Raw genomic sequence first — 21,698 nt, forward strand, 5'->3', positions numbered from 1 at the left:
TCGCTCATGAGGCCCCGGCCCTGCCCCGGACCCGTTCAGACCATTGATTGAGACTCGACCCCGAAAGAGGGATTGACGACAAGTGCTCGACGTCAACTTCTTCGACGAGCTGCGGATCGGCCTTGCCACCGCGGACGACATCCGGACCTGGTCGCACGGCGAAGTGAAGAAGCCGGAGACCATCAACTACCGCACGCTCAAGCCCGAAAAGGACGGACTCTTCTGCGAGAAGATCTTCGGTCCGACCCGGGACTGGGAGTGCTACTGCGGCAAGTACAAGCGTGTCCGCTTCAAGGGCATCATTTGTGAGCGTTGTGGCGTGGAGGTCACGCGCGCCAAGGTGCGTCGTGAGCGCATGGGCCACATCGAGCTTGCCGCTCCCGTCACTCACATCTGGTATTTCAAGGGCGTCCCGTCGCGCCTCGGCTACCTGCTTGATCTCGCGCCGAAGGACCTCGAAAAGGTCATCTACTTCGCCGCGTACATGATCACGTTCGTGGACGAGGAGCGCCGTACGCGTGACCTGCCCTCGCTGGAGGCGCACGTCTCCGTCGAGCGTCAGCAGGTCGAGAACCGTCGCGACTCCGACCTGGAGGCTCGCGCCAAGAAGCTCGAGACCGACCTGGCCGAGCTCGAGGCCGAGGGCGCCAAGGCCGACGTACGCCGCAAGGTGCGCGAAGGTGCCGAGCGTGAGATGAAGCAGCTGCGCGACCGTGCGCAGCGCGAGATCGACCGTCTCGACGAGGTGTGGAACCGCTTCAAGAACCTCAAGGTCCAGGACCTCGAGGGCGACGAGCTGCTCTACCGCGAACTGCGTGACCGCTTCGGCACATACTTCGACGGCTCCATGGGTGCCGCTGCTCTGCAGAAGCGCCTGGAGTCCTTCGACCTCAACGAGGAGGCCGAGCGCCTCCGCGAGATCATCCGTACCGGCAAGGGCCAGAAGAAGACTCGTGCGCTCAAGCGCCTCAAGGTCGTCTCCGCGTTCCTGCAGACCAGCAACAGCCCCAAGGGCATGGTGCTCGACTGCGTGCCGGTCATCCCGCCGGACCTGCGTCCGATGGTGCAGCTGGACGGTGGCCGCTTCGCGACCTCCGACCTGAACGACCTGTACCGCCGTGTGATCAACCGCAACAACCGCCTCAAGCGTCTCCTTGACCTCGGTGCCCCCGAGATCATCGTGAACAACGAGAAGCGGATGCTGCAGGAGGCCGTCGACGCGCTGTTCGACAACGGCCGCCGTGGTCGCCCGGTCACCGGTCCGGGTAACCGCCCGCTGAAGTCCCTGAGCGACATGCTCAAGGGCAAGCAGGGTCGTTTCCGTCAGAACCTTCTCGGTAAGCGTGTGGACTACTCCGCGCGTTCCGTGATCGTCGTCGGTCCGCAGCTGAAGCTGCACCAGTGCGGTCTGCCGAAGGCCATGGCGCTGGAGCTCTTCAAGCCGTTCGTGATGAAGCGCCTGGTCGACCTGAACCACGCGCAGAACATCAAGTCGGCCAAGCGCATGGTCGAGCGTGGCCGCACCGTGGTGTACGACGTCCTCGAAGAGGTCATCGCCGAGCACCCGGTGCTGCTGAACCGTGCACCGACCCTGCACCGCCTCGGCATCCAGGCCTTCGAGCCGCAGCTGGTCGAGGGCAAGGCCATCCAGATCCACCCGCTCGTCTGCACCGCGTTCAACGCGGACTTCGACGGTGACCAGATGGCCGTGCACCTGCCGCTCTCCGCGGAGGCGCAGGCCGAGGCACGCATCCTGATGCTGTCCTCGAACAACATCCTGAAGCCGGCCGACGGTCGTCCCGTCACCATGCCGACCCAGGACATGGTGCTGGGCCTGTTCTTCCTCACCACGGACGAGGAGGAGCGCAAGGTCATCGGTCAGGGCCGCGCGTTCGGTTCCACCGCCGAGGCGATCATGGCCTTCGACGCCCGGGAGCTCTCGCTCCAGACGCAGGTCGACATCCGCTTCCCGGTGGGCACCATCCCGCCGCGCGGCTGGGTGCCGCCGGTCGCTGAAGAGGGCGAGCCGGAGTACCAGCCGGGTGACACCTTCCGGCTGCGTACGAGCCTGGGCCGCGCGCTCTTCAACGAGCTGCTGCCCGAGGACTACCCGTTCGTCGACTACTCGGTGGGCAAGAAGCAGCTCTCCGAGATCGTCAACGACCTGGCCGAGCGCTACCCCAAGGTCATCGTGGCGGCGACGCTCGACAACCTGAAGGCGGCCGGTTTCCACTGGGCGACCCGTTCCGGCGTCACCGTCTCCGTTTCGGACATCGTCGTGCCGGAGGCCAAGAAGGCCATCGTCCAGGGCTACGAGGCGCAGGACGAGAAGGTCCAGAAGCAGTACGAGCGCGGTCTCATCACCAAGGACGAGCGCACGCAGGAGCTCATCGCGATCTGGACCAAGGCGACCAATGAGGTTGCCGAGGCGATGAACGCGAACTTCCCGAAGACGAACCCCATCTTCATGATGGTCGACTCGGGTGCCCGAGGAAACATGATGCAGATGCGTCAGATCGCGGGTATGCGTGGTCTGGTGTCGAACGCGAAGAACGAGACGATCCCGCGTCCCATCAAGGCGTCGTTCCGTGAGGGCCTGACCGTTCTGGAGTACTTCATCTCCACGCACGGTGCCCGTAAGGGTCTGGCGGACACCGCCCTGCGTACCGCCGACTCGGGTTACCTGACCCGTCGTCTGGTGGACGTCTCGCAGGACGTGATCATTCGCGAGGAGGACTGCGGCACCGACCGTGGCCTCAAGCTGAAGATCGCCGTCAAGGGTGCGGACGGTGTGCTCCGCAAGACGGAGGACGTCGAGACCTCGGTCTACGCCCGCATGCTCGCCGAGGACGTCGTTGTCGACGGCAAGGTCATCGCGCCTGCCAACGTCGACCTCGGTGACGTCCTGATCGACGCCCTCGTGGGCGCCGGCGTCGAGGAGGTCAAGACCCGTTCGGTCCTGACCTGTGAGTCCGCGGTCGGCACCTGTGCCTTCTGCTACGGACGCTCGCTCGCCACCGGCAAGCTGGTCGACATCGGTGAGGCGGTCGGCATCATCGCCGCCCAGTCCATCGGTGAGCCCGGTACCCAGCTGACGATGCGTACCTTCCACACCGGTGGTGTGGCCGGTGACGACATCACCCAGGGTCTGCCCCGAGTCGTCGAGCTCTTCGAAGCCCGTACGCCCAAGGGTGTCGCCCCGATCTCGGAGGCGGCCGGCCGCATCCGTATCGAGGAGACCGAGAAGACCAAGAAGATCGTCGTCACCCCGGACGACGGCAGCGACGAGACGCCGTTCCCGATCTCGAAGCGTGCCCGTCTGCTGGTGGGCGAGGGCGACCACGTCGAGGTGGGCCAGAAGCTCACCGTGGGTGCCACCAACCCGCACGACGTGCTGCGGATCCTCGGTCAGCGCGCGGTCCAGGTCCACCTGGTCGGCGAGGTCCAGAAGGTCTACAACTCGCAGGGTGTGTCGATCCACGACAAGCACATCGAGATCATCATCCGGCAGATGCTGCGCCGGGTGACGATCATCGAGTCCGGCGACGCGGAGCTGCTGCCGGGCGAGCTCGTCGAGCGCTCGAAGTTCGAGACCGAGAACCGTCGTGTGGTCACCGAGGGCGGTCACCCCGCCTCCGGCCGTCCGCAGCTGATGGGTATCACCAAGGCCTCGCTCGCCACCGAGTCGTGGCTGTCGGCGGCGTCCTTCCAGGAGACGACCAGGGTTCTGACCGACGCGGCGATCAACGCCAAGTCGGACTCCCTGATCGGCCTCAAGGAGAACGTCATCATCGGTAAGCTCATCCCGGCCGGTACGGGTCTGTCCCGCTACCGCAACATCCGGGTCGAGCCGACCGAGGAAGCCAAGGCCGCGATGTACTCGGCCGTCGGCTACGACGACATCGACTACTCGCCGTTCGGCACGGGCTCCGGCCAGGCCGTTCCGCTGGAGGACTACGACTACGGTCCGTACAACCAGTAAGGCGCATGTCCCGTCCGCAGGGCGGTCACCCCGTTTCGTACGGGGTGGCCGCCCTGCGGCGTTGCACCGTCGGTGCCGGAACAGCGGTACTGTCGGGAATGTCACGCGCAGCGCGTCGTCGTGGACAGCATTTGTTTTGACCGGAGTCCGTGAGGTAGGTACGCTCAGACCTTGTGCCTGGGGTGTGCCTGGGCTCGTGTGCGTGTCCTCAACCGCATGGCGAGCTTGTCTTTGGCCACCGCAATCTGCGCCCCTTCTGCCCTAGGGCAGAAGCCTGCAGCATTCGACACACCCGACCGCGTGGGTCGGCGACGTTCCAGGTTAGTTTCACGAACGGCACACAGAAACCGGAGAAGTAGTGCCTACGATCCAGCAGCTGGTCCGGAAGGGCCGGCAGGACAAGGTCGAGAAGAACAAGACGCCCGCGCTCGAGGGTTCGCCCCAGCGCCGCGGCGTCTGCACGCGTGTGTTCACGACCACCCCGAAGAAGCCGAACTCGGCACTCCGTAAGGTCGCGCGTGTGCGTCTGACCTCCGGCATCGAGGTCACGGCCTACATCCCGGGTGAGGGACACAACCTGCAGGAGCACTCCATCGTGCTCGTGCGTGGTGGCCGTGTGAAGGACCTGCCGGGTGTTCGTTACAAGATCATCCGCGGCTCCCTTGACACCCAGGGTGTCAAGAACCGCAAGCAGGCCCGCAGCCGCTACGGCGCCAAGAAGGAGAAGTAAGAATGCCTCGTAAGGGCCCCGCCCCGAAGCGCCCGGTCATCATCGACCCGGTCTACGGTTCTCCTCTTGTCACCTCGCTGATCAACAAGATCCTGCTCAACGGCAAGCGTTCCACTGCCGAGCGGATCGTGTACGGCGCCATGGAAGGCCTCCGCGAGAAGACCGGCAACGACCCGGTCATCACGCTGAAGCGCGCGCTTGAGAACGTCAAGCCCTCGCTCGAGGTCAAGTCCCGCCGTGTCGGTGGCGCCACCTACCAGGTGCCGATCGAGGTCAAGCCCGGTCGCGCCGCCACCCTCGCGCTTCGCTGGGTCGTGGGTTACTCCCGCGCCCGCCGCGAGAAGACGATGACCGAGCGCCTCATGAACGAGCTGCTCGACGCCTCCAACGGTCTTGGCGCTGCCGTCAAGAAGCGCGAGGACACCCACAAGATGGCCGAGTCCAACAAGGCCTTCGCGCACTACCGCTGGTAGTCGCTACCCACATCGAGACCGAGAGAAGATTGAGCCTTATGGCCACCACTTCGCTTGACCTGGCCAAGGTCCGCAACATCGGGATCATGGCCCACATCGACGCGGGCAAGACGACCACCACCGAGCGGATCCTGTTCTACACCGGTGTTTCGTACAAGATCGGTGAAGTCCACGACGGCGCTGCCACGATGGACTGGATGGAGCAGGAGCAGGAGCGCGGCATCACGATCACGTCCGCCGCGACGACCTGTCACTGGCCGCTCAATGATGTTGACCACACCATCAACATCATCGACACCCCGGGTCACGTCGACTTCACCGTCGAGGTGGAGCGTTCGCTCCGCGTCCTCGACGGCGCTGTCACCGTGTTCGACGGTGTCGCGGGCGTCGAGCCGCAGTCCGAGACCGTTTGGCGTCAGGCGGACCGCTACGGCGTGCCGCGTATCTGCTTCGTCAACAAGCTCGACCGCACGGGTGCCGAGTTCCACCGCTGCGTCGACATGATCGTCGAACGCCTCGGTGCGGTCCCGCTCGTCATGCAGCTCCCCATCGGTGCCGAAGCCGACTTCAAGGGCGTCGTCGACCTCGTGTCGATGAAGGCCTTTGTGTGGCCGGAAGAGGCCGTCAAGGGCGAGATGTACGACACCGTCGACATCCCGGACACCCACATCGAGGCGGCTCAGGAGTGGCGCGGCAAGCTGCTCGAGGCCGTTTCCGAGAACGACGACGAGATGATGGAGCTGTACCTGGAGGGCGTCGAGCCCACCGAGGAGCAGCTGCACGAGGCGATCCGCCGGATCACCCTCGCATCGAAGGGCGGCGCGGGCTCCGTCACCGTCACCCCGGTGTTCTGTGGCACGGCGTTCAAGAACAAGGGCGTCCAGCCCCTGCTCGACGCGGTCGTCCGCTACCTGCCTTCCCCCCTGGACGTCGAGGCCATCGAGGGCCACGACGTCAAGGACCCCGAGGTTGTCGTCAAGCGCAAGCCCTCGGACGACGAGCCGTTCTCCGGCCTGGCGTTCAAGATCGCTAGCGACCCGCACCTCGGCAAGCTCACCTTCGTCCGGATCTACTCCGGTCGCCTCGAGGCCGGCACCGCGGTGCTGAACTCGGTCAAGGGCAAGAAGGAGCGCATCGGCAAGATCTACCGCATGCACGCGAACAAGCGTGAGGAGATCGCGTCGGTGGGCGCCGGTGACATCATCGCCGTCATGGGCCTGAAGCAGACCACCACCGGTGAGACGCTGTGTGACGACAAGAACCCGGTGATCCTGGAGTCCATGGACTTCCCGGCGCCGGTCATTCAGGTCGCCATCGAGCCCAAGTCCAAGGGTGACCAGGAGAAGCTGGGTGTCGCCATCCAGCGCCTCTCCGAGGAGGACCCGTCCTTCCAGGTGCACTCCGACGAGGAGACCGGCCAGACCATCATCGGTGGTATGGGCGAGCTTCACCTCGAGGTGCTCGTCGACCGCATGAAGCGCGAGTTCCGCGTCGAGGCGAACGTCGGCAAGCCGCAGGTCGCGTACCGCGAGACGATCCGTAAGGCCGTCGAGCGCATCGACTACACGCACAAGAAGCAGACTGGTGGTACCGGCCAGTTCGCGAAGGTGCAGATCGCCCTTGAGCCCATCGAGGGTGGCGACGCGTCCTACGAGTTCGTCAACAAGGTCACCGGTGGCCGCATCCCCCGTGAGTACATCCCCTCGGTGGACGCGGGTGCTCAGGAAGCCATGCAGTTCGGCATCCTGGCCGGTTACGAGATGGTCGGCGTTCGCGTCACCCTTCTCGACGGTGGTTACCACGAGGTCGACTCCTCCGAGCTCGCCTTCAAGATCGCCGGTTCGCAGGCGTTCAAGGAGGGTGCCCGCAAGGCGTCCCCCGTGCTCCTCGAGCCGATGATGGCAGTCGAGGTCACCACGCCCGAGGACTACATGGGCGACGTCATCGGTGACCTCAACTCCCGCCGTGGCCAGATCCAGGCCATGGAGGAGCGCAGCGGCGCTCGCGTCGTGAAGGGCCTCGTGCCCCTCTCGGAGATGTTCGGCTACGTCGGAGACCTCCGCAGCAAGACCTCGGGTCGCGCAAGCTACTCGATGCAGTTCGACTCCTACGCCGAGGTTCCGCGGAACGTCGCCGAGGAGATCATCGCGAAGGCCAAGGGCGAGTAACTCTCCCGAGCTCACGCTTTAGGCTTGTCACCGGAGCCTGGTGGGGCATTCGTCGCAGAGCGCAAGCAATGTGGTGAATGCCCCCGGCCCCGGCATCCCAGCAAAGATCACCTGGCGCCGATGAAGCAAGGCGTACAGAACCACTCCACAGGAGGACCCAGTGGCGAAGGCGAAGTTCGAGCGGACTAAGCCGCACGTCAACATCGGCACCATCGGTCACATTGACCACGGTAAGACGACCCTCACGGCCGCCATTACCAAGGTGCTGCACGACGCGTACCCGGACCTGAACGAGGCCTCGGCCTTCGACCAGATCGACAAGGCTCCTGAGGAGCGCCAGCGCGGTATCACGATCTCGATCGCGCACGTCGAGTACCAGACGGAGTCGCGTCACTACGCGCACGTCGACTGCCCGGGTCACGCCGACTACATCAAGAACATGATCACGGGTGCGGCGCAGATGGACGGCGCCATCCTCGTGGTCGCCGCCACCGACGGCCCGATGCCGCAGACCAAGGAGCACGTGCTCCTGGCCCGCCAGGTCGGCGTTCCGTACATCGTTGTCGCGCTGAACAAGGCCGACATGGTGGACGACGAGGAGATCCTGGAGCTCGTCGAGCTCGAGGTTCGTGAGCTCCTCTCCGAGTACGAGTTCCCGGGCGACGACCTTCCGGTCGTCAAGGTCTCGGCGCTCAAGGCTCTTGAGGGTGACAAGGAGTGGGGCCAGACCGTCCTCGACCTGATGAAGGCCGTCGACGAGTCGATCCCGCAGCCCGAGCGTGACGTCGAGAAGCCGTTCCTGATGCCGATCGAGGACGTCTTCACGATCACCGGTCGTGGCACCGTCGTCACCGGTCGTATCGAGCGTGGTGTCCTCAAGGTCAACGAGACCGTTGACATCGTGGGCATCAAGCAGGAGAAGACCACCACCACGGTCACCGGCATCGAGATGTTCCGCAAGCTGCTCGACGAGGGCCAGGCCGGTGAGAACGTCGGTCTGCTTCTTCGTGGCATCAAGCGCGAGGACGTCGAGCGCGGCCAGGTCATCATCAAGCCGGGTTCGGTCACGCCGCACACCGAGTTCCAGGCGCAGTCCTACATCCTGTCGAAGGACGAGGGTGGCCGTCACACCCCGTTCTTCAACAACTACCGCCCGCAGTTCTACTTCCGTACCACGGACGTGACGGGCGTTGTGACCCTTCCCGAGGGCACCGAGATGGTCATGCCGGGTGACAACACCCTCATGAACGTCGTGCTGATCCAGCCGGTCGCCATGGAAGAGGGCCTGAAGTTCGCCATCCGCGAGGGTGGCCGGACCGTGGGCGCCGGCCAGGTCACCAAGATCGTCAAGTAATTACCTGACTGTCTGACCTGGTTGCTCCGCACAGAGCACCAAGGAGGGCCCCGGCCCGCCGCGCAAGCGGTGGACCGGGGCCCTTCCGCATGTCTCGTGCCGGGTTACGGACGCCAGAGCCAGGGGGCGGCGTCCGGTCCCAGGCCGACCACCGCCGGGCGTCCCAGGCCCGCGACGTACAGCGCGGGACCGTCGAGCGCCCCCGGTCCCTGCGTCCGTACGGACAGTCGTTCGCCGGCACGCAGCTGGAGCCGGCCCTCCTCGGTGCGGCCCAGCAGCACCGGCCCGAGCGGCGAGTCGGCGACGTTCACCGGCCCGTAGCCGTCGAAGTCCGTCCGCTCCGCCGCCGTCCCCCCGGTGACGGCCGTCAGCCGGGCCCGCGCCGCCGCCCGGTACAGCAGTTCGACGGAACCGCCCGTGGTGATCCGAGCGGCGGGCCCGTCACCCGGCACCGGCGCCCCGTCGATCTCCCGTCGGGCGGTCAGCCGCGCTCCGGGTGTCTCCTGCGTCCAGTGGTGCACCGCGTGATGGCCGGCGCCGTACACATGGACCAGGCCGTGCCCGTCCACCACGGCGTTCAGCCCGTCCTGGATCTCGCCGCCGCCCAGGTCCGTCCATTCGCCCCACCGGCCGGACGCGCCTCGCACCCGTGTGCTCACGCCCTTGTCCGCGTTCCGTACGAAGAGATGGATCCGCCCGTCGGGTGCGGTCACCGCCACCGGGACGCCGATCCGGCGGCCCCGGTCCGGGGCCGGTTCCGGGTTGCCCAGTCCGCGCCAGGCACGGAAGGTGCCGCCCCGGGAGCTCTGCTCCAGGAGTGCGATCTCCCGTTCGTTCTCCGCCCCGTGTCCGCCGAGCGCTGCGAAGCGCAGCCCGAACAGGAACAGCCTGCCGTCCACCGTCACGGCCTGGCCCAGTACCGGCGCGAAAGGCCCGCCGCCGAGATCGTCCGGCCCGTCCCAGACCCCGCTGCCGGGCGCGCTCTCGCGCCACCGAACCACTCGCAGCCCCAGTACCCCGTAGACGGCGAGCCGCCCGTCCGGTTCGGTGGTGACGGTGGGGCGAGGGCCGGGGTAGCGGTACCGGGTGGAGCGGACCCAGCCCTTCCTGTTGGTCAGGGGCCGGTCGCCGCCGACGTTGTAGTCGCCGCAGCCCGCCCGGTTCCCGCACCGCCAGTCGGCCTCGCCGCCGTACGGGACCAGGTGCGCGGCCTTCTCCTTCAGCACCCCGCCCGGGAGGTTCTTCGGCCAGTGCCGGTTGTAGTAGCCGCGGAACGCAGTGGTGACGAACCGCGGCACGCCCCCGCCGTCCTGGGTCGCGCGGGCCACCCACCGGATCAGCGCCGCCCAGGCGAACGAGGCGGCCGCGGTGTGGTCGGCATGGTCGGAGTAGCCGGGCTGCTCGATGTCCTGCCGACGAACGGCCTCGGTGCTGTGCTGGATGTCCGGGTCCGGGTCGAGCGTGTGGACGACGGTCGGCCGGTACCGGTCGAGCAGCCCGACGAGGACATCGATCAGCCCGTCGTACGTGTACGCACCCACCCGCTCCAGCGGTGAATCGGCGGCGACGACGGTGCGCAGGTTCAGCGCCCGGTCGTGCCAGAGGCTGGGCAGCCCGAGCCGGCCGTGGCCGATCTGCATCGCCGTATTGAGGAAGATCAGCTCGACCCGCCGGCCGCCGCCCAGCAGGGTGTTGATCTCCGCCCGGTGTCCGTCGGCCAGATCGAGGACGGACTTGTGCCAGAGGGTGAACATCGGCAGCCCGAGCTGGGCGGCGTAGGTCTGGCGCAGCCCCTGGTGCCGGGCCGAGGAGTAGGCGGCCCGGTCGGGGGCGGGCCGTGCCCGGCCGGGGATCCTGTTGAGACCGAGGACCTCACCGGCGGTGAGGTACACACAGACCAGCGGTGTCCCGGCCGCCAGGGCCTGCTGGGTGTCCGGGTTCATGAAGTACAGGTCGTCGTCCGGGTGGGCGAGGAGCTGCATCATCAGGGCCGGCCCGGCGTCGGCGACCGGAAGGCCGGGGGCCGGGTCCGCCATGGGGCCACCGCGCCGCGGAGCCGGTACGGAGCAGGCGCCGACGCCCATCAGGGCGGCCGCGGCGGCGGCCCGGACGACGCTGCGCCGCCGTACCCCGCCACTGCCGCACTCAGGGTGGGATCGATCTGTCACGCGCCGCACTCCGTCCGCTCACCCTGTCCGAGCGGCGGGTCGCGTGCCGCTTCCCGCGGCAGATTAGACGGCGATCGGGGCGTTGACGGTGCGTGTCGCGGCTACACGCCGGAGCGGCGCACCAGATAGACATCGATCGGGTCCTCGTGCTCCAGCGTGAACCCGTGACGTTCGTACAGCCGACGGGCCGCGCTGCCCTGCAGGACATCGAGGCGGACGTCCGTCCCTTCCGCGTCGGCGCGCTCCAGCAGAGTCCGCAGGACGGCCGAGCCGATCCCCTGGCCGTGGAGAGCGGGGGACAGGTAGAAGTTCTCCACCCACCAGCCGTTCTCGACCGGACGCATGGTGACGCAGCCGGCGAACTCGCCATCCGCGAGGACGACCGAGGTGTGTTCGGGCGCGAAGATGTCCCGCAGTCGTTGCCGTACGCGATGTTCGTCGTACCGGCCGAGGCGTTCCAGATCCGGGCGCATGACGAGCGCCCGGAGTTCGATCATGGCCTCGAGGTCCGCCGGTTCCGCCGTGCGCAGCGTCCAGGCCGGCTCGGTGATCGTATCCATGTCCGGAGTATTCCAGCCGCCGTGCGGCAGGCCGGAGCGGGCCCGGTGAAGGGCGTGCTGCGTGCTGTCGGTCACGGTGGCGGGGCGGCCCCGAACGGCTGTGTCCGGACCTGTCGGCATCGCCGCAGCTCCCGGGCGACGTCCGGCCGCGTTTGACCAGTCGGCCACGGGGGGTAAGATCCTCCGCCCGATTGGCCAGCGCCGTGCCGCATATGGCACACTGACCAGGTTGCTCGGTTGAGTGTCAATGCTGCGCGCCTCCCGCCGGGAGGACCGGAAGCGAGTCCCACAGTACTCGTCGGCCCCATGCGGGCCGGACGTACGGGAATCTTCCGGGAAGTGACAGTGGGGCGCCGACCAGGCACCCGGTGGGTGTTCCGCCCCCGGTTCCGCGGTCTTACGGCCCGCACCCCCTTGGTTGGGAATTCCTTCGGGAGTTCTGCGTAGAGGGGATGCGACACGCCCGACCGCGTGGGTCGGAGGTGGAGTTACGAGAGCCCTCGGGTTCCAGAGCGTTACGAGAGACAGGACTACTAGTAGCCATGGCGGGACAGAAGATCCGCATCCGGCTCAAGGCCTACGACCACGAGGTCATCGACTCCTCGGCGAAGAAGATCGTCGAGACGGTGACCCGCACTGGTGCGTCGGTCGCAGGCCCGGTGCCGCTGCCCACTGAGAAGAACGTGTACTGCGTCATCAAGTCGCCGCACAAGTACAAGGACTCGCGCGAGCACTTCGAGATGCGCACGCACAAGCGCCTCATCGACATCCTCGACCCCACGCCGAAGACGGTTGACTCGCTCATGCGTCTCGACCTGCCGGCCGGCGTCGACATCGAGATCAAGCTCTGAGGTGACGCGCGAGATGGCTAAGAACATTAAGGGCGTCCTGGGCGAGAAGCTCGGCATGACCCAGGTCTGGGACGAGAACAACCGGGTTGTCCCGGTGACCGTCGTCAAGGCCGGGCCCTGCGTCGTCACCCAGGTCCGCAGCAACGACAGCGACGGCTACGAGTCGGTCCAGATCGCCTTCGGCGAGATCGACCCGCGCAAGGTGAACAAGCCCCTCAAGGGCCACTTCGCCAAGGCCGACGTGACCCCGCGCCGCCACCTGGTGGAGCTCCGCACCCCTGACGCCAGCGAGTACACGCTGGGCCAGGAGGTCACTGCCGCAGTGTTCGAGTCCGGCGTCAAGGTTGACGTCACGGGCAAGAGCAAGGGCAAGGGCTTCGCCGGTGTGATGAAGCGCCACAACTTCAAGGGTGGCAAGGCGTCCCACGGTGCCCACCGTGTGCACCGCATGCCCGGCTCCATCGGTGGCTGTGCCACCCCCGGCCGTGTCTTCAAGGGCATGCGCATGGCGGGTCGCATGGGCAACGAGCGCGTCACCACCCAGAACCTGACCATCCACGCGGTTGACGCGGAGAAGGGTCTGCTCCTCATCAAGGGCGCAGTCCCCGGTCCGAACGGCGGCCTCGTCCTGGTCCGTACCGCGGCCAAGGGGGCTTGAGGTAATGAGCACCATTGACATCCTTTCGCCGGCAGGCGACAAGGCCGGTAGCGTCGACCTCCCCGCGGAGATCTTCGACGCGAAGACCAGCGTTCCGCTGATCCACCAGGTCGTTGTCGCTCAGCTGGCTGCTGCCCGTCAGGGCACGCACAAGACCAAGCGTCGCGGCGAAGTCCGTGGTGGTGGCCGCAAGCCGTACCGCCAGAAGGGCACCGGCCGCGCCCGCCAGGGTTCGACCCGTGCGCCGCAGTTCGTCGGCGGTGGCGTCGTCCACGGCCCGCAGCCGCGTGACTACTCGCAGCGCACCCCGAAGAAGATGAAGGCCGCCGCCCTGCGCGGTGCCCTCTCCGACCGGGCACGCCACTCCCGCATCCACGTCGTCACCGGCGTGGTCGACGGTGCAGTCTCCACGAAGGCCGCCAAGACGCTGTTCGGCAAGATCTCGGAGCGCAAGAACCTGCTCCTGGTCGTCGACCGCGCCGACGAGGCCGCGTGGCTGTCCGCCCGTAACCTGCCCCAGGTGCACATCCTGGAGCCGGGCCAGCTCAACACGTACGACGTGATCGTCTCCGACGACGTGGTCTTCACCCAGGCCGCTTTCGAGTCCTTCGTGTCTGGCCCCAAGGCCGATGAGACCGAAGGGAGCGACGCCTGATGAGCGAGGCGACCGTAACCAGCAAGACCTTCACGGACCCGCGCGACGTTCTCGTCAAGCCGGTCGTTTCCGAGAAGAGCTACGCGCTGCTCGACGAGAACAAGTACACGTTCATCGTCGCGCCCGGCTCCAACAAGACCCAGATCAAGCAGGCCGTGGAAGCGGTCTTCTCGGTCAAGGTCACCGGGGTCAACACGATCAACCGGCAGGGTAAGCGCAAGCGCACCAAGACCGGCTTCGGCAAGCGCGCCGACACGAAGCGCGCCATCGTGACCCTCGCCGAGGGCGACCGTATCGACATCTTCGGCGGTCCGACCGCCTAAGGGCGGTCTGGATCGTCCGAAATCGGACGAGGACTGAGAAATGGGTATCCGCAAGTACAAGCCGACGACCCCGGGCCGTCGTGGCTCCAGCGTCGCCGACTTTGTCGAGATCACGCGGTCCACGCCGGAGAAGTCGCTGGTCCGCCCCCTGCACAGCAAGGGCGGCCGTAACAACGCCGGTCGTGTGACCGTTCGCCACCAGGGCGGTGGCCACAAGCGCGCCTACCGAGTGATCGACTTCCGTCGTCACGACAAGGACGGCGTGCCGGCCAAGGTCGCGCACATCGAGTACGACCCGAACCGCACCGCGCGCATCGCGCTCCTGCACTACGCGGACGGCGAGAAGCGCTACATCATCGCGCCGCGTGGACTGTCGCAGGGCGACCGTGTCGAGAACGGCCCGGCCGCCGACATCAAGCCCGGTAACAACCTGGCGCTGCGCAACATCCCGGTCGGTACGACCATCCACGCCATCGAGCTGCGGCCCGGCGGCGGCGCGAAGTTCGCCCGTTCCGCGGGTGCCTCCGTGCAGCTGCTGGCGAAGGAGGGCACCATGGCCCACCTTCGTATGCCGTCGGGTGAAATCCGCCTGGTCGACGCCCGCTGCCGCGCCACGATCGGCGAGGTCGGCAACGCCGAGCAGTCGAACATCAACTGGGGCAAGGCCGGCCGCATGCGCTGGAAGGGCGTTCGCCCGACCGTCCGCGGTGTCGCGATGAACCCGGTTGACCACCCGCACGGTGGTGGTGAGGGCAAGACCTCCGGTGGTCGCCACCCGGTCTCGCCGTGGGGTCAGAAGGAGGGTCGTACTCGCTCGCCGAAGAAGGCATCGAGCAAGTACATCGTCCGCCGCCGCAAGACGAACAAGAAGCGCTAGGAGCGGGTTTAGATGCCGCGCAGTCTCAAGAAGGGGCCCTTCGTCGACGGCCACCTCATCAAGAAGGTGGACGTACAGAACGAGGCAGGCACCAAGAACGTCATCAAGACCTGGTCCCGTCGCTCGATGATCGTCCCGGCCATGCTGGGTCACACCATCGCGGTGCACAACGGCAAGATTCACGTCCCGGTGTTCGTCACCGAGTCGATGGTCGGCCACAAGCTCGGCGAGTTCTCGCCGACTCGCACCTTCCGCGGCCACGTCAAGGACGACCGGAAGTCGAAGCGCCGCTAACGCGGGGTGACTGACTATGACTTACACCGAAGGGACAACCATGGAAGCCAGGGCCCAGGCGCGGTACATCCGCGTCACGCCCATGAAGGCCCGCCGCGTGGTGGACCTCATCCGTGGCATGGATGCCACGGAGGCTCAGGCGGTCCTGCGTTTCGCCCCGCAGGCCGCGAGCGTGCCGGTTGGCAAGGTGCTTGACAGCGCCATTGCCAACGCTGCACACAACTACGACCACACCGACGCCTCTTCGCTGGTCATCAGCGAGGCGTACGTGGACGAGGGCCCGACCCTGAAGCGGTTCCGTCCGCGTGCTCAGGGCCGTGCCTACCGGATCCGTAAGCGGACCAGCCACATCACCGTGGTCGTCAGCAGCAAGGAAGGAACCCGGTAATGGGCCAGAAGGTAAACCCGCACGGGTTCCGGCTCGGCATCACCACGGACTTCAAGTCCCGTTGGTACGCCGACAAGCTGTACAAGGACTACGTCAAGGAAGACGTCGCCATTCGTCGCATGATGACGAAGGGCATGGAGCGGGCCGGCATCTCGAAGGTTGAGATCGAGCGCACCCGCGACCGCGTCCGCGTCGACATCCACACCGCCCGCCCGGGCATCGTCATCGGTCGCCGTGGCGCCGAGGCCGACCGCATCCGTGGCGAGCTGGAGAAGCTGACCGGCAAGCAGGTCCAGCTGAACATCCTCGAGGTCAAGAACCCCGAGGTGGACGCTCAGCTGGTGGCCCAGGCCGTCGCCGAGCAGCTCTCCTCCCGCGTCTCCTTCCGTCGTGCCATGCGTAAGAGCATGCAGAGCTCGATGAAGGCCGGCGCCAAGGGCATCAAGATCCAGTGCGGTGGCCGCCTCGGCGGCGCCGAGATGTCCCGCTCGGAGTTCTACCGCGAGGGCCGTGTGCCCCTGCACACGCTCCGTGCGAACGTCGACTACGGCTTCTTCGAGGCCAAGACGACCTTCGGCCGCATCGGTGTGAAGGTCTGGATCTACAAGGGCGACGTCAAGAACATCGCCGAGGTCCGCGCCGAGAACGCTGCTGCCCGCGCTGGCAACCGCCCGGCCCGTGGCGGCGCTGACCGCCCGGCCGGCCGTGGTGGCCGCGGTGGCGAGCGTGGCGGTCGCGGTCGCAAGCCGCAGCAGTCCGCGCCGGCAGCCGAGGCCTCCAAGGCCGAGGCTCCCGCCGCCGCTGCTCCGGCTGAGAGCACCGGAACGGAGGCCTGACCGAAATGCTGATCCCCCGTAGGGTCAAGCACCGCAAGCAGCACCACCCGAAGCGCAGCGGTATGTCCAAGGGTGGCACGCAGGTTGCGTTCGGCGAGTACGGCATCCAGGCGCTGACCCCGGCGTACGTGACGAACCGCCAGATCGAGGCAGCTCGTATCGCGATGACCCGCCACATCAAGCGTGGCGGCAAGGTCTGGATCAACATCTACCCGGACCGCCCCCTGACGAAGAAGCCTGCCGAGACCCGCATGGGTTCCGGTAAGGGTTCTCCCGAGTGGTGGATCGCGAACGTCAAGCCCGGTCGGGTGATGTTCGAGCTGTCCTACCCGAACGAGAAGATTGCTCGTGAGGCGCTTACCCGCGCTGCTCACAAGCTTCCGATGAAGTGCCGGATCGTTCGGCGCGAGGCAGGTGAGTCGTGATGTCGGCCGGTACCAAGGCGTCCGAGCTGCGCGAGCTGGGCAACGAGGAGCTCCTCAACAAGCTCCGCGAGGCCAAGGAAGAGCTGTTCAATCTCCGCTTTCAGGCGGCGACCGGTCAGCTCGAGAACCACGGCCGGCTCAAGTCCGTCCGTAAGGACATCGCCCGGATCTACACCCTGATGCGCGAGCGCGAGCTGGGCATCGAGACGGTGGAGAGCGCCTGATGAGCGAGAAGACTGTGACTGAGACGAACACCGACCGCGGTTTCCGCAAGACCCGTGAGGGTCTGGTCGTCAGCGACAAGATGGACAAGACCGTCGTCGTCGCTGTCGAGGACCGTGTCAAGCACGCGCTGTACGGCAAGGTCATCCGCCGTACGAACAAGCTCAAGGCGCACGACGAGCAGAACGCCGCCGGCGTCGGCGACCGTGTCCTCCTCATGGAGACCCGGCCGCTGTCCGCCACGAAGCGGTGGCGCGTCGTCGAGATCCTCGAGAAGGCCAAGTAATTCCTGAGGGGCACTCCCCTCAGGCAAGTTCCGCCAGGCTCGGTGGGGTTCGTACCTACCCAGGTTCGAACCCCGCCGGGAACCGGCAGACGATCAGGAGATAGACGTGATCCAGCAGGAGTCGCGACTTCGCGTCGCCGACAACACGGGTGCGAAGGAAATCCTCACCATCCGTGTTCTCGGTGGTTCGGGTCGCCGCTACGCGGGCATCGGTGACGTCATCGTCGCCACCGTCAAGGACGCGATCCCCGGTGGCAACGTGAAGAAGGGTGACGTCGTCAAGGCCGTCATCGTTCGCACCGTCAAGGAGCGTCGTCGTCAGGATGGCTCGTACATCCGCTTCGACGAGAACGCCGCCGTCATTCTGAAGAACGACGGCGACCCCCGCGGCACCCGTATCTTCGGCCCGGTGGGCCGTGAGCTGCGCGAGAAGAAGTTCATGAAGATCATCTCGCTCGCGCCGGAGGTGCTGTAAGCATGAAGATCAAGAAGGGCGACCTGGTTCAGGTCATCACCGGTAAGGACAAGGGCAAGCAGGGCAAGGTCATCGTGGCCTATCCCGTGCAGAACCGTGTCCTCGTCGAGGGTGTCAACCGGGTCAAGAAGCACACGAAGGCCGGTCAGACGGCTCGCGGCTCGCAGACCGGTGGCATTGTCACCACCGAGGCCCCGATTCACGTCAGCAACGTTCAGCTGATCGTGGAGAAGGACGGCAAGAAGGTCGTCACCCGCGTCGGCTACCGCTTTGACGACGAGGGCAAGAAGATCCGCGTTGCCAAGCGGACCGGTGAGGACATCTGATGACTGCCACCACTGCGCCGCGTCTCAAGACGCGCTACCGCGAGGAAATCGCCGGCAAGCTGCGTGAGGAGTTCTCGTACGAGAACGTCATGCAGGTTCCCGGTCTGGTCAAGATCGTGGTCAACATGGGTGTGGGCGATGCCGCCCGCGACTCCAAGCTGATCGATGGCGCCGTGCGCGACCTCACCACGATCACCGGCCAGAAGCCGGCCGTCACCAAGGCCCGCAAGTCCATCGCGCAGTTCAAGCTGCGCGAGGGTCAGCCGATCGGCTGCCACGTCACCCTCCGTGGTGACCGGATGTGGGAGTTCCTGGACCGCACGCTGTCGCTCGCGCTGCCGCGTATCCGTGACTTCCGTGGCCTGTCGCCGAAGCAGTTCGACGGCCGTGGCAACTACACCTTCGGTCTCACGGAGCAGGTCATGTTCCACGAGATCGACCAGGACAAGATCGACCGGGTCCGGGGCATGGACATCACCGTGGTCACCACGGCGACCAATGACGACGAGGGTCGTGCCCTCCTTCGTCACCTCGGCTTCCCGTTCAAGGAGAACTGACCGTGGCGAAGAAGGCTCTGATCGCTAAGGCCGCCCGTAAGCCGAAGTTCGGCGTTCGCGGGTACACCCGCTGCCAGCGCTGCGGCCGGCCCCACTCCGTCTACCGCAAGTTCGGCCTGTGCCGCGTGTGCCTTCGTGAGATGGCTCACCGTGGCGAGCTGCCGGGCGTGACCAAGAGTTCCTGGTAATTCTTCTTCGCCCTCTGGGCGTTGGGAATTGACGGAAGCTCTCGGTAAGCATCTGGTCGGCAGGATCCCGGCCTCACATGCCGTAGGCTTGTGGGGTTGGGCGCCTGCCGCCCAAGACCGACTTACTACGCCGTAGGTCCCCGCACCGCACCCGTCCCGCCACTGAGTGGGGAGAGGGATGGCGCATACAGGAAACCCCGGCGAGAGAGGCCGAAGGCCAATTCATGACCATGACTGATCCCATCGCAGACATGCTCACGCGTCTGCGTAACGCGAACTCGGCGTACCACGACGACGTCGTGATGCCGCACAGCAAGATCAAGTCGCACATCGCGGAGATCCTCCAGCAGGAGGGCTTCATCACCGGCTGGAAGGTCGAGGATGCCGAGGTCGGCAAGAACCTCGTCCTCGAGCTGAAGTTCGGCCCGAACCGCGAGCGCTCGATCGCCGGCATCAAGCGAATCTCGAAGCCGGGTCTGCGTGTATACGCAAAGTCCACCAACCTGCCGAAGGTCCTCGGCGGCCTGGGCGTGGCGATCATCTCCACGTCCCACGGTCTCCTGACCGGCCAGCAGGCTCAGAAGAAGGGCGTAGGTGGGGAAGTCCTCGCCTACGTCTGGTAGTCGGGAACGGAGGAATAGCTCATGTCGCGAATCGGCAAGCTCCCCATCCAGGTTCCCGCCGGTGTGGACGTCACCATCGATGGCCGTACGGTCGCGGTGAAGGGCCCCAAGGGTTCCCTCTCGCACACCGTTGCGTCGCCGATCGAGGTCACCAAGGGTGAGGACGGCGTTCTGAACGTCGTCCGCCCGAACGACGAGCGTCAGAACAAGGCCCTTCACGGCCTGTCCCGCACGCTGGTGGCGAACATGATCACCGGTGTGACCCAGGGATACATCAAGGCGCTCGAGATCAGTGGTGTCGGTTACCGCGTCCAGGCGAAGGGCTCCAACCTGGAGTTCGCCCTGGGCTACAGCCACCCGATCCTGATCGAGGCCCCGGAGGGCATCACCTTCAAGGTGGAGTCCCCCACGAAGTTCTCCGTCGAGGGCATCGACAAGCAGAAGGTCGGCGAGACCGCGGCCAAGATCCGCAAGCTGCGGAAGCCTGACCCGTACAAGGCCAAGGGCGTCAAGTACGCCGGCGAGGTCATCCGCCGCAAGGTCGGAAAGGCTGGTAAGTAGCGATGGCATACGGCGTAAAGATCGCCAAGGGCGACGCATACAAGCGTGCCGCCCTCAAGCGTCGCCACATCCGCGTCCGCAAGCACATCTCCGGTTCGCCGGAGCGTCCCCGCTTGGTCGTGACGCGATCCAACCGCCACATGGTCGCTCAGGTGATCGACGACATCGCGGGCCACACGCTCGCGTCGGCGTCGAGCCTGGACGTGTCCATCCGTGGTGGCGAGGGTGACAAGAGCGCCCAGGCCAAGCAGGTCGGGGCCCTGGTCGCCGAGCGTGCCAAGGCCGCAGGCGTCGAGGCCGTCGTGTTTGACCGCGGTGGTAACCAGTACGCCGGGCGGATTGCCGCTCTGGCTGACGCCGCCCGTGAAGCCGGGCTGAAGTTCTAAGCCCCGGTTCCTACGCACAGCGGACGTAACAGAGAGAGGTAAATCCAATGGCTGGACCCCAGCGCCGCGGAAGCGGTGCCGGTGGCGGCGAGCGGCGGGACCGGAAGGGCCGTGACGGCGGCGCAGCTGCCGCCGAGAAGACCGCGTACGTTGAGCGCGTTGTCGCGATCAACCGCGTCGCCAAGGTTGTGAAGGGTGGTCGTCGCTTCAGCTTCACCGCGCTGGTCGTGGTGGGCGATGGTGACGGCACCGTCGGTGTCGGTTACGGCAAGGCCAAGGAAGTTCCCGCGGCCATTGCCAAGGGCGTGGAAGAAGCCAAGAAGAACTTCTTCAAGGTTCCGCGCATCCAGGGCACCATCCCTCACCCGATCACGGGCGAGCGGGCCGCGGGTGTCGTGCTGCTGAAGCCGGCTTCCCCCGGTACCGGTGTTATCGCCGGTGGCCCGGTGCGCGCCGTTCTGGAGTGCGCCGGCGTTCACGACATCCTGTCGAAGTCGCTTGGCTCGTCCAACGCGATCAACATCGTGCACGCGACCGTGGCAGCCCTCAAGGGCCTGCAGCGTCCCGAGGAGATCGCGGCTCGCCGTGGTCTGCCCCTCGAGGACGTCGCCCCCGCGGCTCTGCTTCGTGCACGTGCGGGAGCGGGTGCGTAATGGCTCGCCTCAAGATCACGCAGACGAAGTCGTACATCGGCAGCAAGCAGAACCACCGCGACACCCTTCGTTCGCTCGGGCTCAAGCGCCTGCACGACGTGGTTGTCAAGGAGGACCGCCCCGAGTTCCGCGGAATGGTGCACACCGTCCGCCACCTCGTGACGGTTGAGGAGGTCGACTGACATGGCGGAGAACAAGCCGCTGAAGGCCCATGACCTCCGGCCCGCCCCGGGCGCCAAGACCGCCAAGACCCGTGTGGGTCGTGGTGAGGCGTCCAAGGGTAAGACCGCCGGTCGTGGCACCAAGGGCACCAAGGCCCGTTACCAGGTTCCGGAGCGCTTCGAGGGTGGGCAGATGCCCCTCCACATGCGTCTCCCGAAGCTCAAGGGCTTCAAGAACCCGTTCCGCACCGAGTACCAGGTCGTGAACCTGGACAAGCTCGCGACGCTCTACCCCGAGGGTGGAGAGGTCACCGTGGCCGACCTGGTCGCCAAGGGTGCGGTGCGCAACAACCACCTCGTCAAGGTCCTCGGACAGGGCGAGATCTCCGTGGCGCTGCAGGTTTCGGTTGACGCCGTCTCCGGCTCCGCCAAGGAGAAGATTGCCGCCGCCGGCGGCACCGTCACTGAGCTCGTCTGAGACAACTCGGACAACTCGATGGCCTGAACATCCGACCGGG

Annotated in this window: 28 protein-coding genes; 26 read left to right on the forward strand and 2 right to left on the reverse strand. The window is 66.3% G+C overall.

The window, feature by feature from the left end:
- Positions 1–82: 82 nt before the first annotated feature.
- The 5 genes from ACIA8E_RS15940 to tuf all read left to right on the forward strand — a co-directional run bounded on the left by ACIA8E_RS15940 (position 83) and on the right by tuf (position 8,707).
- Positions 83–3,982, forward strand: a complete 3,900-nt coding sequence (locus tag ACIA8E_RS15940) for a DNA-directed RNA polymerase subunit beta' (RefSeq protein ID WP_030977930.1) — start codon at positions 83–85, stop codon at positions 3,980–3,982.
- 358 nt (positions 3,983–4,340) lie between these two features.
- Entirely contained in the window at positions 4,341–4,712 is a 372-nt protein-coding gene (rpsL, locus tag ACIA8E_RS15945) for a 30S ribosomal protein S12 (RefSeq protein ID WP_003948652.1), read from the forward strand.
- Between the two features lie 2 nt (positions 4,713–4,714).
- A complete protein-coding gene (gene rpsG, locus ACIA8E_RS15950; RefSeq protein ID WP_030977935.1) occupies positions 4,715–5,185 on the forward strand; it encodes a 30S ribosomal protein S7 in 471 nt (156 codons plus the stop codon).
- A 38-nt stretch (positions 5,186–5,223) separates the two neighbouring features.
- Positions 5,224–7,353, forward strand: a complete 2,130-nt coding sequence (fusA, locus tag ACIA8E_RS15955; RefSeq protein ID WP_327126364.1) for an elongation factor G — start codon at positions 5,224–5,226, stop codon at positions 7,351–7,353.
- Between the two features lie 160 nt (positions 7,354–7,513).
- Positions 7,514–8,707, forward strand: a complete 1,194-nt coding sequence (gene tuf, locus ACIA8E_RS15960; protein ID WP_030977937.1) for an elongation factor Tu — start codon at positions 7,514–7,516, stop codon at positions 8,705–8,707.
- Between the two features lie 104 nt (positions 8,708–8,811).
- On the opposite strand, the gene ACIA8E_RS15965 is transcribed toward tuf, so the two are convergent.
- Positions 8,812–10,875, reverse strand: coding sequence for a PIG-L family deacetylase (locus ACIA8E_RS15965; protein ID WP_399298372.1), 2,064 nt, complete (start codon positions 10,873–10,875; stop codon positions 8,812–8,814).
- Positions 10,876–10,976: 101 nt separating this feature from the next.
- Positions 10,977–11,435, reverse strand: a complete 459-nt coding sequence (locus ACIA8E_RS15970; RefSeq protein ID WP_399298374.1) for a GNAT family N-acetyltransferase — start codon at positions 11,433–11,435, stop codon at positions 10,977–10,979.
- A gap of 542 nt (positions 11,436–11,977) precedes the next feature.
- On the opposite strand from ACIA8E_RS15970, the gene rpsJ reads away from it, so the two are divergent.
- The 21 genes from rpsJ (at position 11,978) to rplO (ending at position 21,658) form a co-directional block, all read left to right on the forward strand.
- Entirely contained in the window at positions 11,978–12,286 is a 309-nt protein-coding gene (gene rpsJ, locus ACIA8E_RS15975) for a 30S ribosomal protein S10 (protein ID WP_003948644.1), read from the forward strand.
- A gap of 13 nt (positions 12,287–12,299) precedes the next feature.
- Complete coding sequence (rplC, locus tag ACIA8E_RS15980; protein ID WP_399298377.1) at positions 12,300–12,944, forward strand: 50S ribosomal protein L3; 645 nt, start codon at positions 12,300–12,302, stop codon at positions 12,942–12,944.
- A 4-nt stretch (positions 12,945–12,948) separates the two neighbouring features.
- Positions 12,949–13,599 carry a 50S ribosomal protein L4 gene (rplD, locus tag ACIA8E_RS15985; RefSeq protein ID WP_399298379.1) on the forward strand — a complete coding sequence of 217 codons (651 nt, stop codon included), beginning with the start codon at positions 12,949–12,951 and terminating at the stop codon, positions 13,597–13,599.
- Positions 13,599–13,922 carry a 50S ribosomal protein L23 gene (gene rplW, locus ACIA8E_RS15990; RefSeq protein WP_030914135.1) on the forward strand — a complete coding sequence of 108 codons (324 nt, stop codon included), beginning with the start codon at positions 13,599–13,601 and terminating at the stop codon, positions 13,920–13,922. The genes rplD and rplW overlap by 1 nt, the downstream gene beginning before the upstream one ends.
- A gap of 40 nt (positions 13,923–13,962) precedes the next feature.
- Positions 13,963–14,799 (forward strand): 50S ribosomal protein L2, encoded by an 837-nt coding sequence (gene rplB, locus ACIA8E_RS15995; RefSeq protein ID WP_030914137.1) that lies wholly within the window; start codon positions 13,963–13,965, stop codon positions 14,797–14,799.
- A 12-nt stretch (positions 14,800–14,811) separates the two neighbouring features.
- Positions 14,812–15,093: a 30S ribosomal protein S19 gene (rpsS, locus tag ACIA8E_RS16000; protein WP_003966956.1), complete on the forward strand. Its 282-nt coding sequence runs from the start codon at positions 14,812–14,814 to the stop codon at positions 15,091–15,093.
- A 40-nt stretch (positions 15,094–15,133) separates the two neighbouring features.
- Complete coding sequence (rplV, locus tag ACIA8E_RS16005; protein ID WP_004571827.1) at positions 15,134–15,481, forward strand: 50S ribosomal protein L22; 348 nt, start codon at positions 15,134–15,136, stop codon at positions 15,479–15,481.
- A complete protein-coding gene (gene rpsC / locus ACIA8E_RS16010; protein WP_399298382.1) occupies positions 15,481–16,317 on the forward strand; it encodes a 30S ribosomal protein S3 in 837 nt (278 codons plus the stop codon). Before rplV ends, rpsC begins: the two co-directional genes overlap by 1 nt.
- 5 nt (positions 16,318–16,322) lie before the next feature.
- The gene (gene rplP / locus ACIA8E_RS16015; protein WP_014047785.1) at positions 16,323–16,742 is read left to right on the forward strand and encodes a 50S ribosomal protein L16; all 420 of its coding nucleotides are present in this window, start codon (positions 16,323–16,325) and stop codon (positions 16,740–16,742) included.
- Positions 16,742–16,966, forward strand: a complete 225-nt coding sequence (gene rpmC, locus ACIA8E_RS16020) for a 50S ribosomal protein L29 (RefSeq protein WP_015035581.1) — start codon at positions 16,742–16,744, stop codon at positions 16,964–16,966. Before rplP ends, rpmC begins: the two co-directional genes overlap by 1 nt.
- Positions 16,966–17,250, forward strand: coding sequence for a 30S ribosomal protein S17 (gene rpsQ / locus ACIA8E_RS16025; RefSeq protein ID WP_030977953.1), 285 nt, complete (start codon positions 16,966–16,968; stop codon positions 17,248–17,250). Before rpmC ends, rpsQ begins: the two co-directional genes overlap by 1 nt.
- Before the next feature lie 106 nt (positions 17,251–17,356).
- The gene (gene rplN, locus ACIA8E_RS16030) at positions 17,357–17,725 is read left to right on the forward strand and encodes a 50S ribosomal protein L14 (RefSeq protein ID WP_003966950.1); all 369 of its coding nucleotides are present in this window, start codon (positions 17,357–17,359) and stop codon (positions 17,723–17,725) included.
- 2 nt (positions 17,726–17,727) lie between these two features.
- The gene (gene rplX / locus ACIA8E_RS16035) at positions 17,728–18,051 is read left to right on the forward strand and encodes a 50S ribosomal protein L24 (protein WP_266982596.1); all 324 of its coding nucleotides are present in this window, start codon (positions 17,728–17,730) and stop codon (positions 18,049–18,051) included.
- On the forward strand, positions 18,051–18,608 hold the full coding sequence (gene rplE, locus ACIA8E_RS16040; protein WP_006126888.1) for a 50S ribosomal protein L5: 558 nt from the start codon (positions 18,051–18,053) through the stop codon (positions 18,606–18,608). The genes rplX and rplE overlap by 1 nt, the downstream gene beginning before the upstream one ends.
- A gap of 2 nt (positions 18,609–18,610) precedes the next feature.
- Positions 18,611–18,796: a type Z 30S ribosomal protein S14 gene (locus ACIA8E_RS16045; RefSeq protein WP_003948630.1), complete on the forward strand. Its 186-nt coding sequence runs from the start codon at positions 18,611–18,613 to the stop codon at positions 18,794–18,796.
- A gap of 224 nt (positions 18,797–19,020) precedes the next feature.
- Positions 19,021–19,419 carry a 30S ribosomal protein S8 gene (gene rpsH / locus ACIA8E_RS16050; protein WP_030977958.1) on the forward strand — a complete coding sequence of 133 codons (399 nt, stop codon included), beginning with the start codon at positions 19,021–19,023 and terminating at the stop codon, positions 19,417–19,419.
- A gap of 21 nt (positions 19,420–19,440) precedes the next feature.
- The gene (gene rplF, locus ACIA8E_RS16055; protein ID WP_399298387.1) at positions 19,441–19,980 is read left to right on the forward strand and encodes a 50S ribosomal protein L6; all 540 of its coding nucleotides are present in this window, start codon (positions 19,441–19,443) and stop codon (positions 19,978–19,980) included.
- 2 nt (positions 19,981–19,982) lie between these two features.
- On the forward strand, positions 19,983–20,366 hold the full coding sequence (gene rplR, locus ACIA8E_RS16060; RefSeq protein WP_356640234.1) for a 50S ribosomal protein L18: 384 nt from the start codon (positions 19,983–19,985) through the stop codon (positions 20,364–20,366).
- Between the two features lie 47 nt (positions 20,367–20,413).
- Complete coding sequence (gene rpsE / locus ACIA8E_RS16065; protein WP_030977962.1) at positions 20,414–21,019, forward strand: 30S ribosomal protein S5; 606 nt, start codon at positions 20,414–20,416, stop codon at positions 21,017–21,019.
- A complete protein-coding gene (gene rpmD / locus ACIA8E_RS16070; RefSeq protein WP_018550611.1) occupies positions 21,019–21,201 on the forward strand; it encodes a 50S ribosomal protein L30 in 183 nt (60 codons plus the stop codon). The genes rpsE and rpmD overlap by 1 nt, the downstream gene beginning before the upstream one ends.
- Before the next feature lies 1 nt (position 21,202).
- On the forward strand, positions 21,203–21,658 hold the full coding sequence (gene rplO, locus ACIA8E_RS16075; protein WP_018550610.1) for a 50S ribosomal protein L15: 456 nt from the start codon (positions 21,203–21,205) through the stop codon (positions 21,656–21,658).
- Positions 21,659–21,698 lie beyond the last annotated feature (40 nt).

Source organism: Streptomyces sp. NPDC051664 (assembly GCF_044453545.1).
Lineage (GTDB): Bacteria > Actinomycetota > Actinomycetes > Streptomycetales > Streptomycetaceae > Streptomyces.

Excerpts from the sequence above, each read along its gene's own strand:
- rplW (WP_030914135.1), top strand. The coding sequence starts at position 13,599 with ATGAGCGAGGCGACCGTAACCAGCAAGACCTTCACGGACCCGCGCGAC.
- rpsH (WP_030977958.1), top strand. The coding sequence starts at position 19,021 with ATGACCATGACTGATCCCATCGCAGACATGCTCACGCGTCTGCGTAAC.
- rplF (WP_399298387.1), top strand. The coding sequence starts at position 19,441 with ATGTCGCGAATCGGCAAGCTCCCCATCCAGGTTCCCGCCGGTGTGGAC.
- rplR (WP_356640234.1), top strand. The coding sequence starts at position 19,983 with ATGGCATACGGCGTAAAGATCGCCAAGGGCGACGCATACAAGCGTGCC.
- ACIA8E_RS15970 (WP_399298374.1), bottom strand. The coding sequence starts at position 11,435 with ATGGATACGATCACCGAGCCGGCCTGGACGCTGCGCACGGCGGAACCG.
- rpmD (WP_018550611.1), top strand. The coding sequence starts at position 21,019 with ATGGCTCGCCTCAAGATCACGCAGACGAAGTCGTACATCGGCAGCAAG.
- rpsQ (WP_030977953.1), top strand. The coding sequence starts at position 16,966 with ATGAGCGAGAAGACTGTGACTGAGACGAACACCGACCGCGGTTTCCGC.
- rpmC (WP_015035581.1), top strand. The coding sequence starts at position 16,742 with ATGTCGGCCGGTACCAAGGCGTCCGAGCTGCGCGAGCTGGGCAACGAG.
- rplC (WP_399298377.1), top strand. The coding sequence starts at position 12,300 with ATGGCTAAGAACATTAAGGGCGTCCTGGGCGAGAAGCTCGGCATGACC.
- rpsG (WP_030977935.1), top strand. The coding sequence starts at position 4,715 with ATGCCTCGTAAGGGCCCCGCCCCGAAGCGCCCGGTCATCATCGACCCG.
- rplO (WP_018550610.1), top strand. The coding sequence starts at position 21,203 with ATGGCGGAGAACAAGCCGCTGAAGGCCCATGACCTCCGGCCCGCCCCG.
- rplV (WP_004571827.1), top strand. The coding sequence starts at position 15,134 with ATGGAAGCCAGGGCCCAGGCGCGGTACATCCGCGTCACGCCCATGAAG.
- rplB (WP_030914137.1), top strand. The coding sequence starts at position 13,963 with ATGGGTATCCGCAAGTACAAGCCGACGACCCCGGGCCGTCGTGGCTCC.
- rplD (WP_399298379.1), top strand. The coding sequence starts at position 12,949 with ATGAGCACCATTGACATCCTTTCGCCGGCAGGCGACAAGGCCGGTAGC.
- rpsS (WP_003966956.1), top strand. The coding sequence starts at position 14,812 with ATGCCGCGCAGTCTCAAGAAGGGGCCCTTCGTCGACGGCCACCTCATC.
- rplE (WP_006126888.1), top strand. The coding sequence starts at position 18,051 with ATGACTGCCACCACTGCGCCGCGTCTCAAGACGCGCTACCGCGAGGAA.
- rpsC (WP_399298382.1), top strand. The coding sequence starts at position 15,481 with ATGGGCCAGAAGGTAAACCCGCACGGGTTCCGGCTCGGCATCACCACG.
- rplX (WP_266982596.1), top strand. The coding sequence starts at position 17,728 with ATGAAGATCAAGAAGGGCGACCTGGTTCAGGTCATCACCGGTAAGGAC.
- fusA (WP_327126364.1), top strand. The coding sequence starts at position 5,224 with ATGGCCACCACTTCGCTTGACCTGGCCAAGGTCCGCAACATCGGGATC.
- rpsJ (WP_003948644.1), top strand. The coding sequence starts at position 11,978 with ATGGCGGGACAGAAGATCCGCATCCGGCTCAAGGCCTACGACCACGAG.
- rpsE (WP_030977962.1), top strand. The coding sequence starts at position 20,414 with ATGGCTGGACCCCAGCGCCGCGGAAGCGGTGCCGGTGGCGGCGAGCGG.
- rplP (WP_014047785.1), top strand. The coding sequence starts at position 16,323 with ATGCTGATCCCCCGTAGGGTCAAGCACCGCAAGCAGCACCACCCGAAG.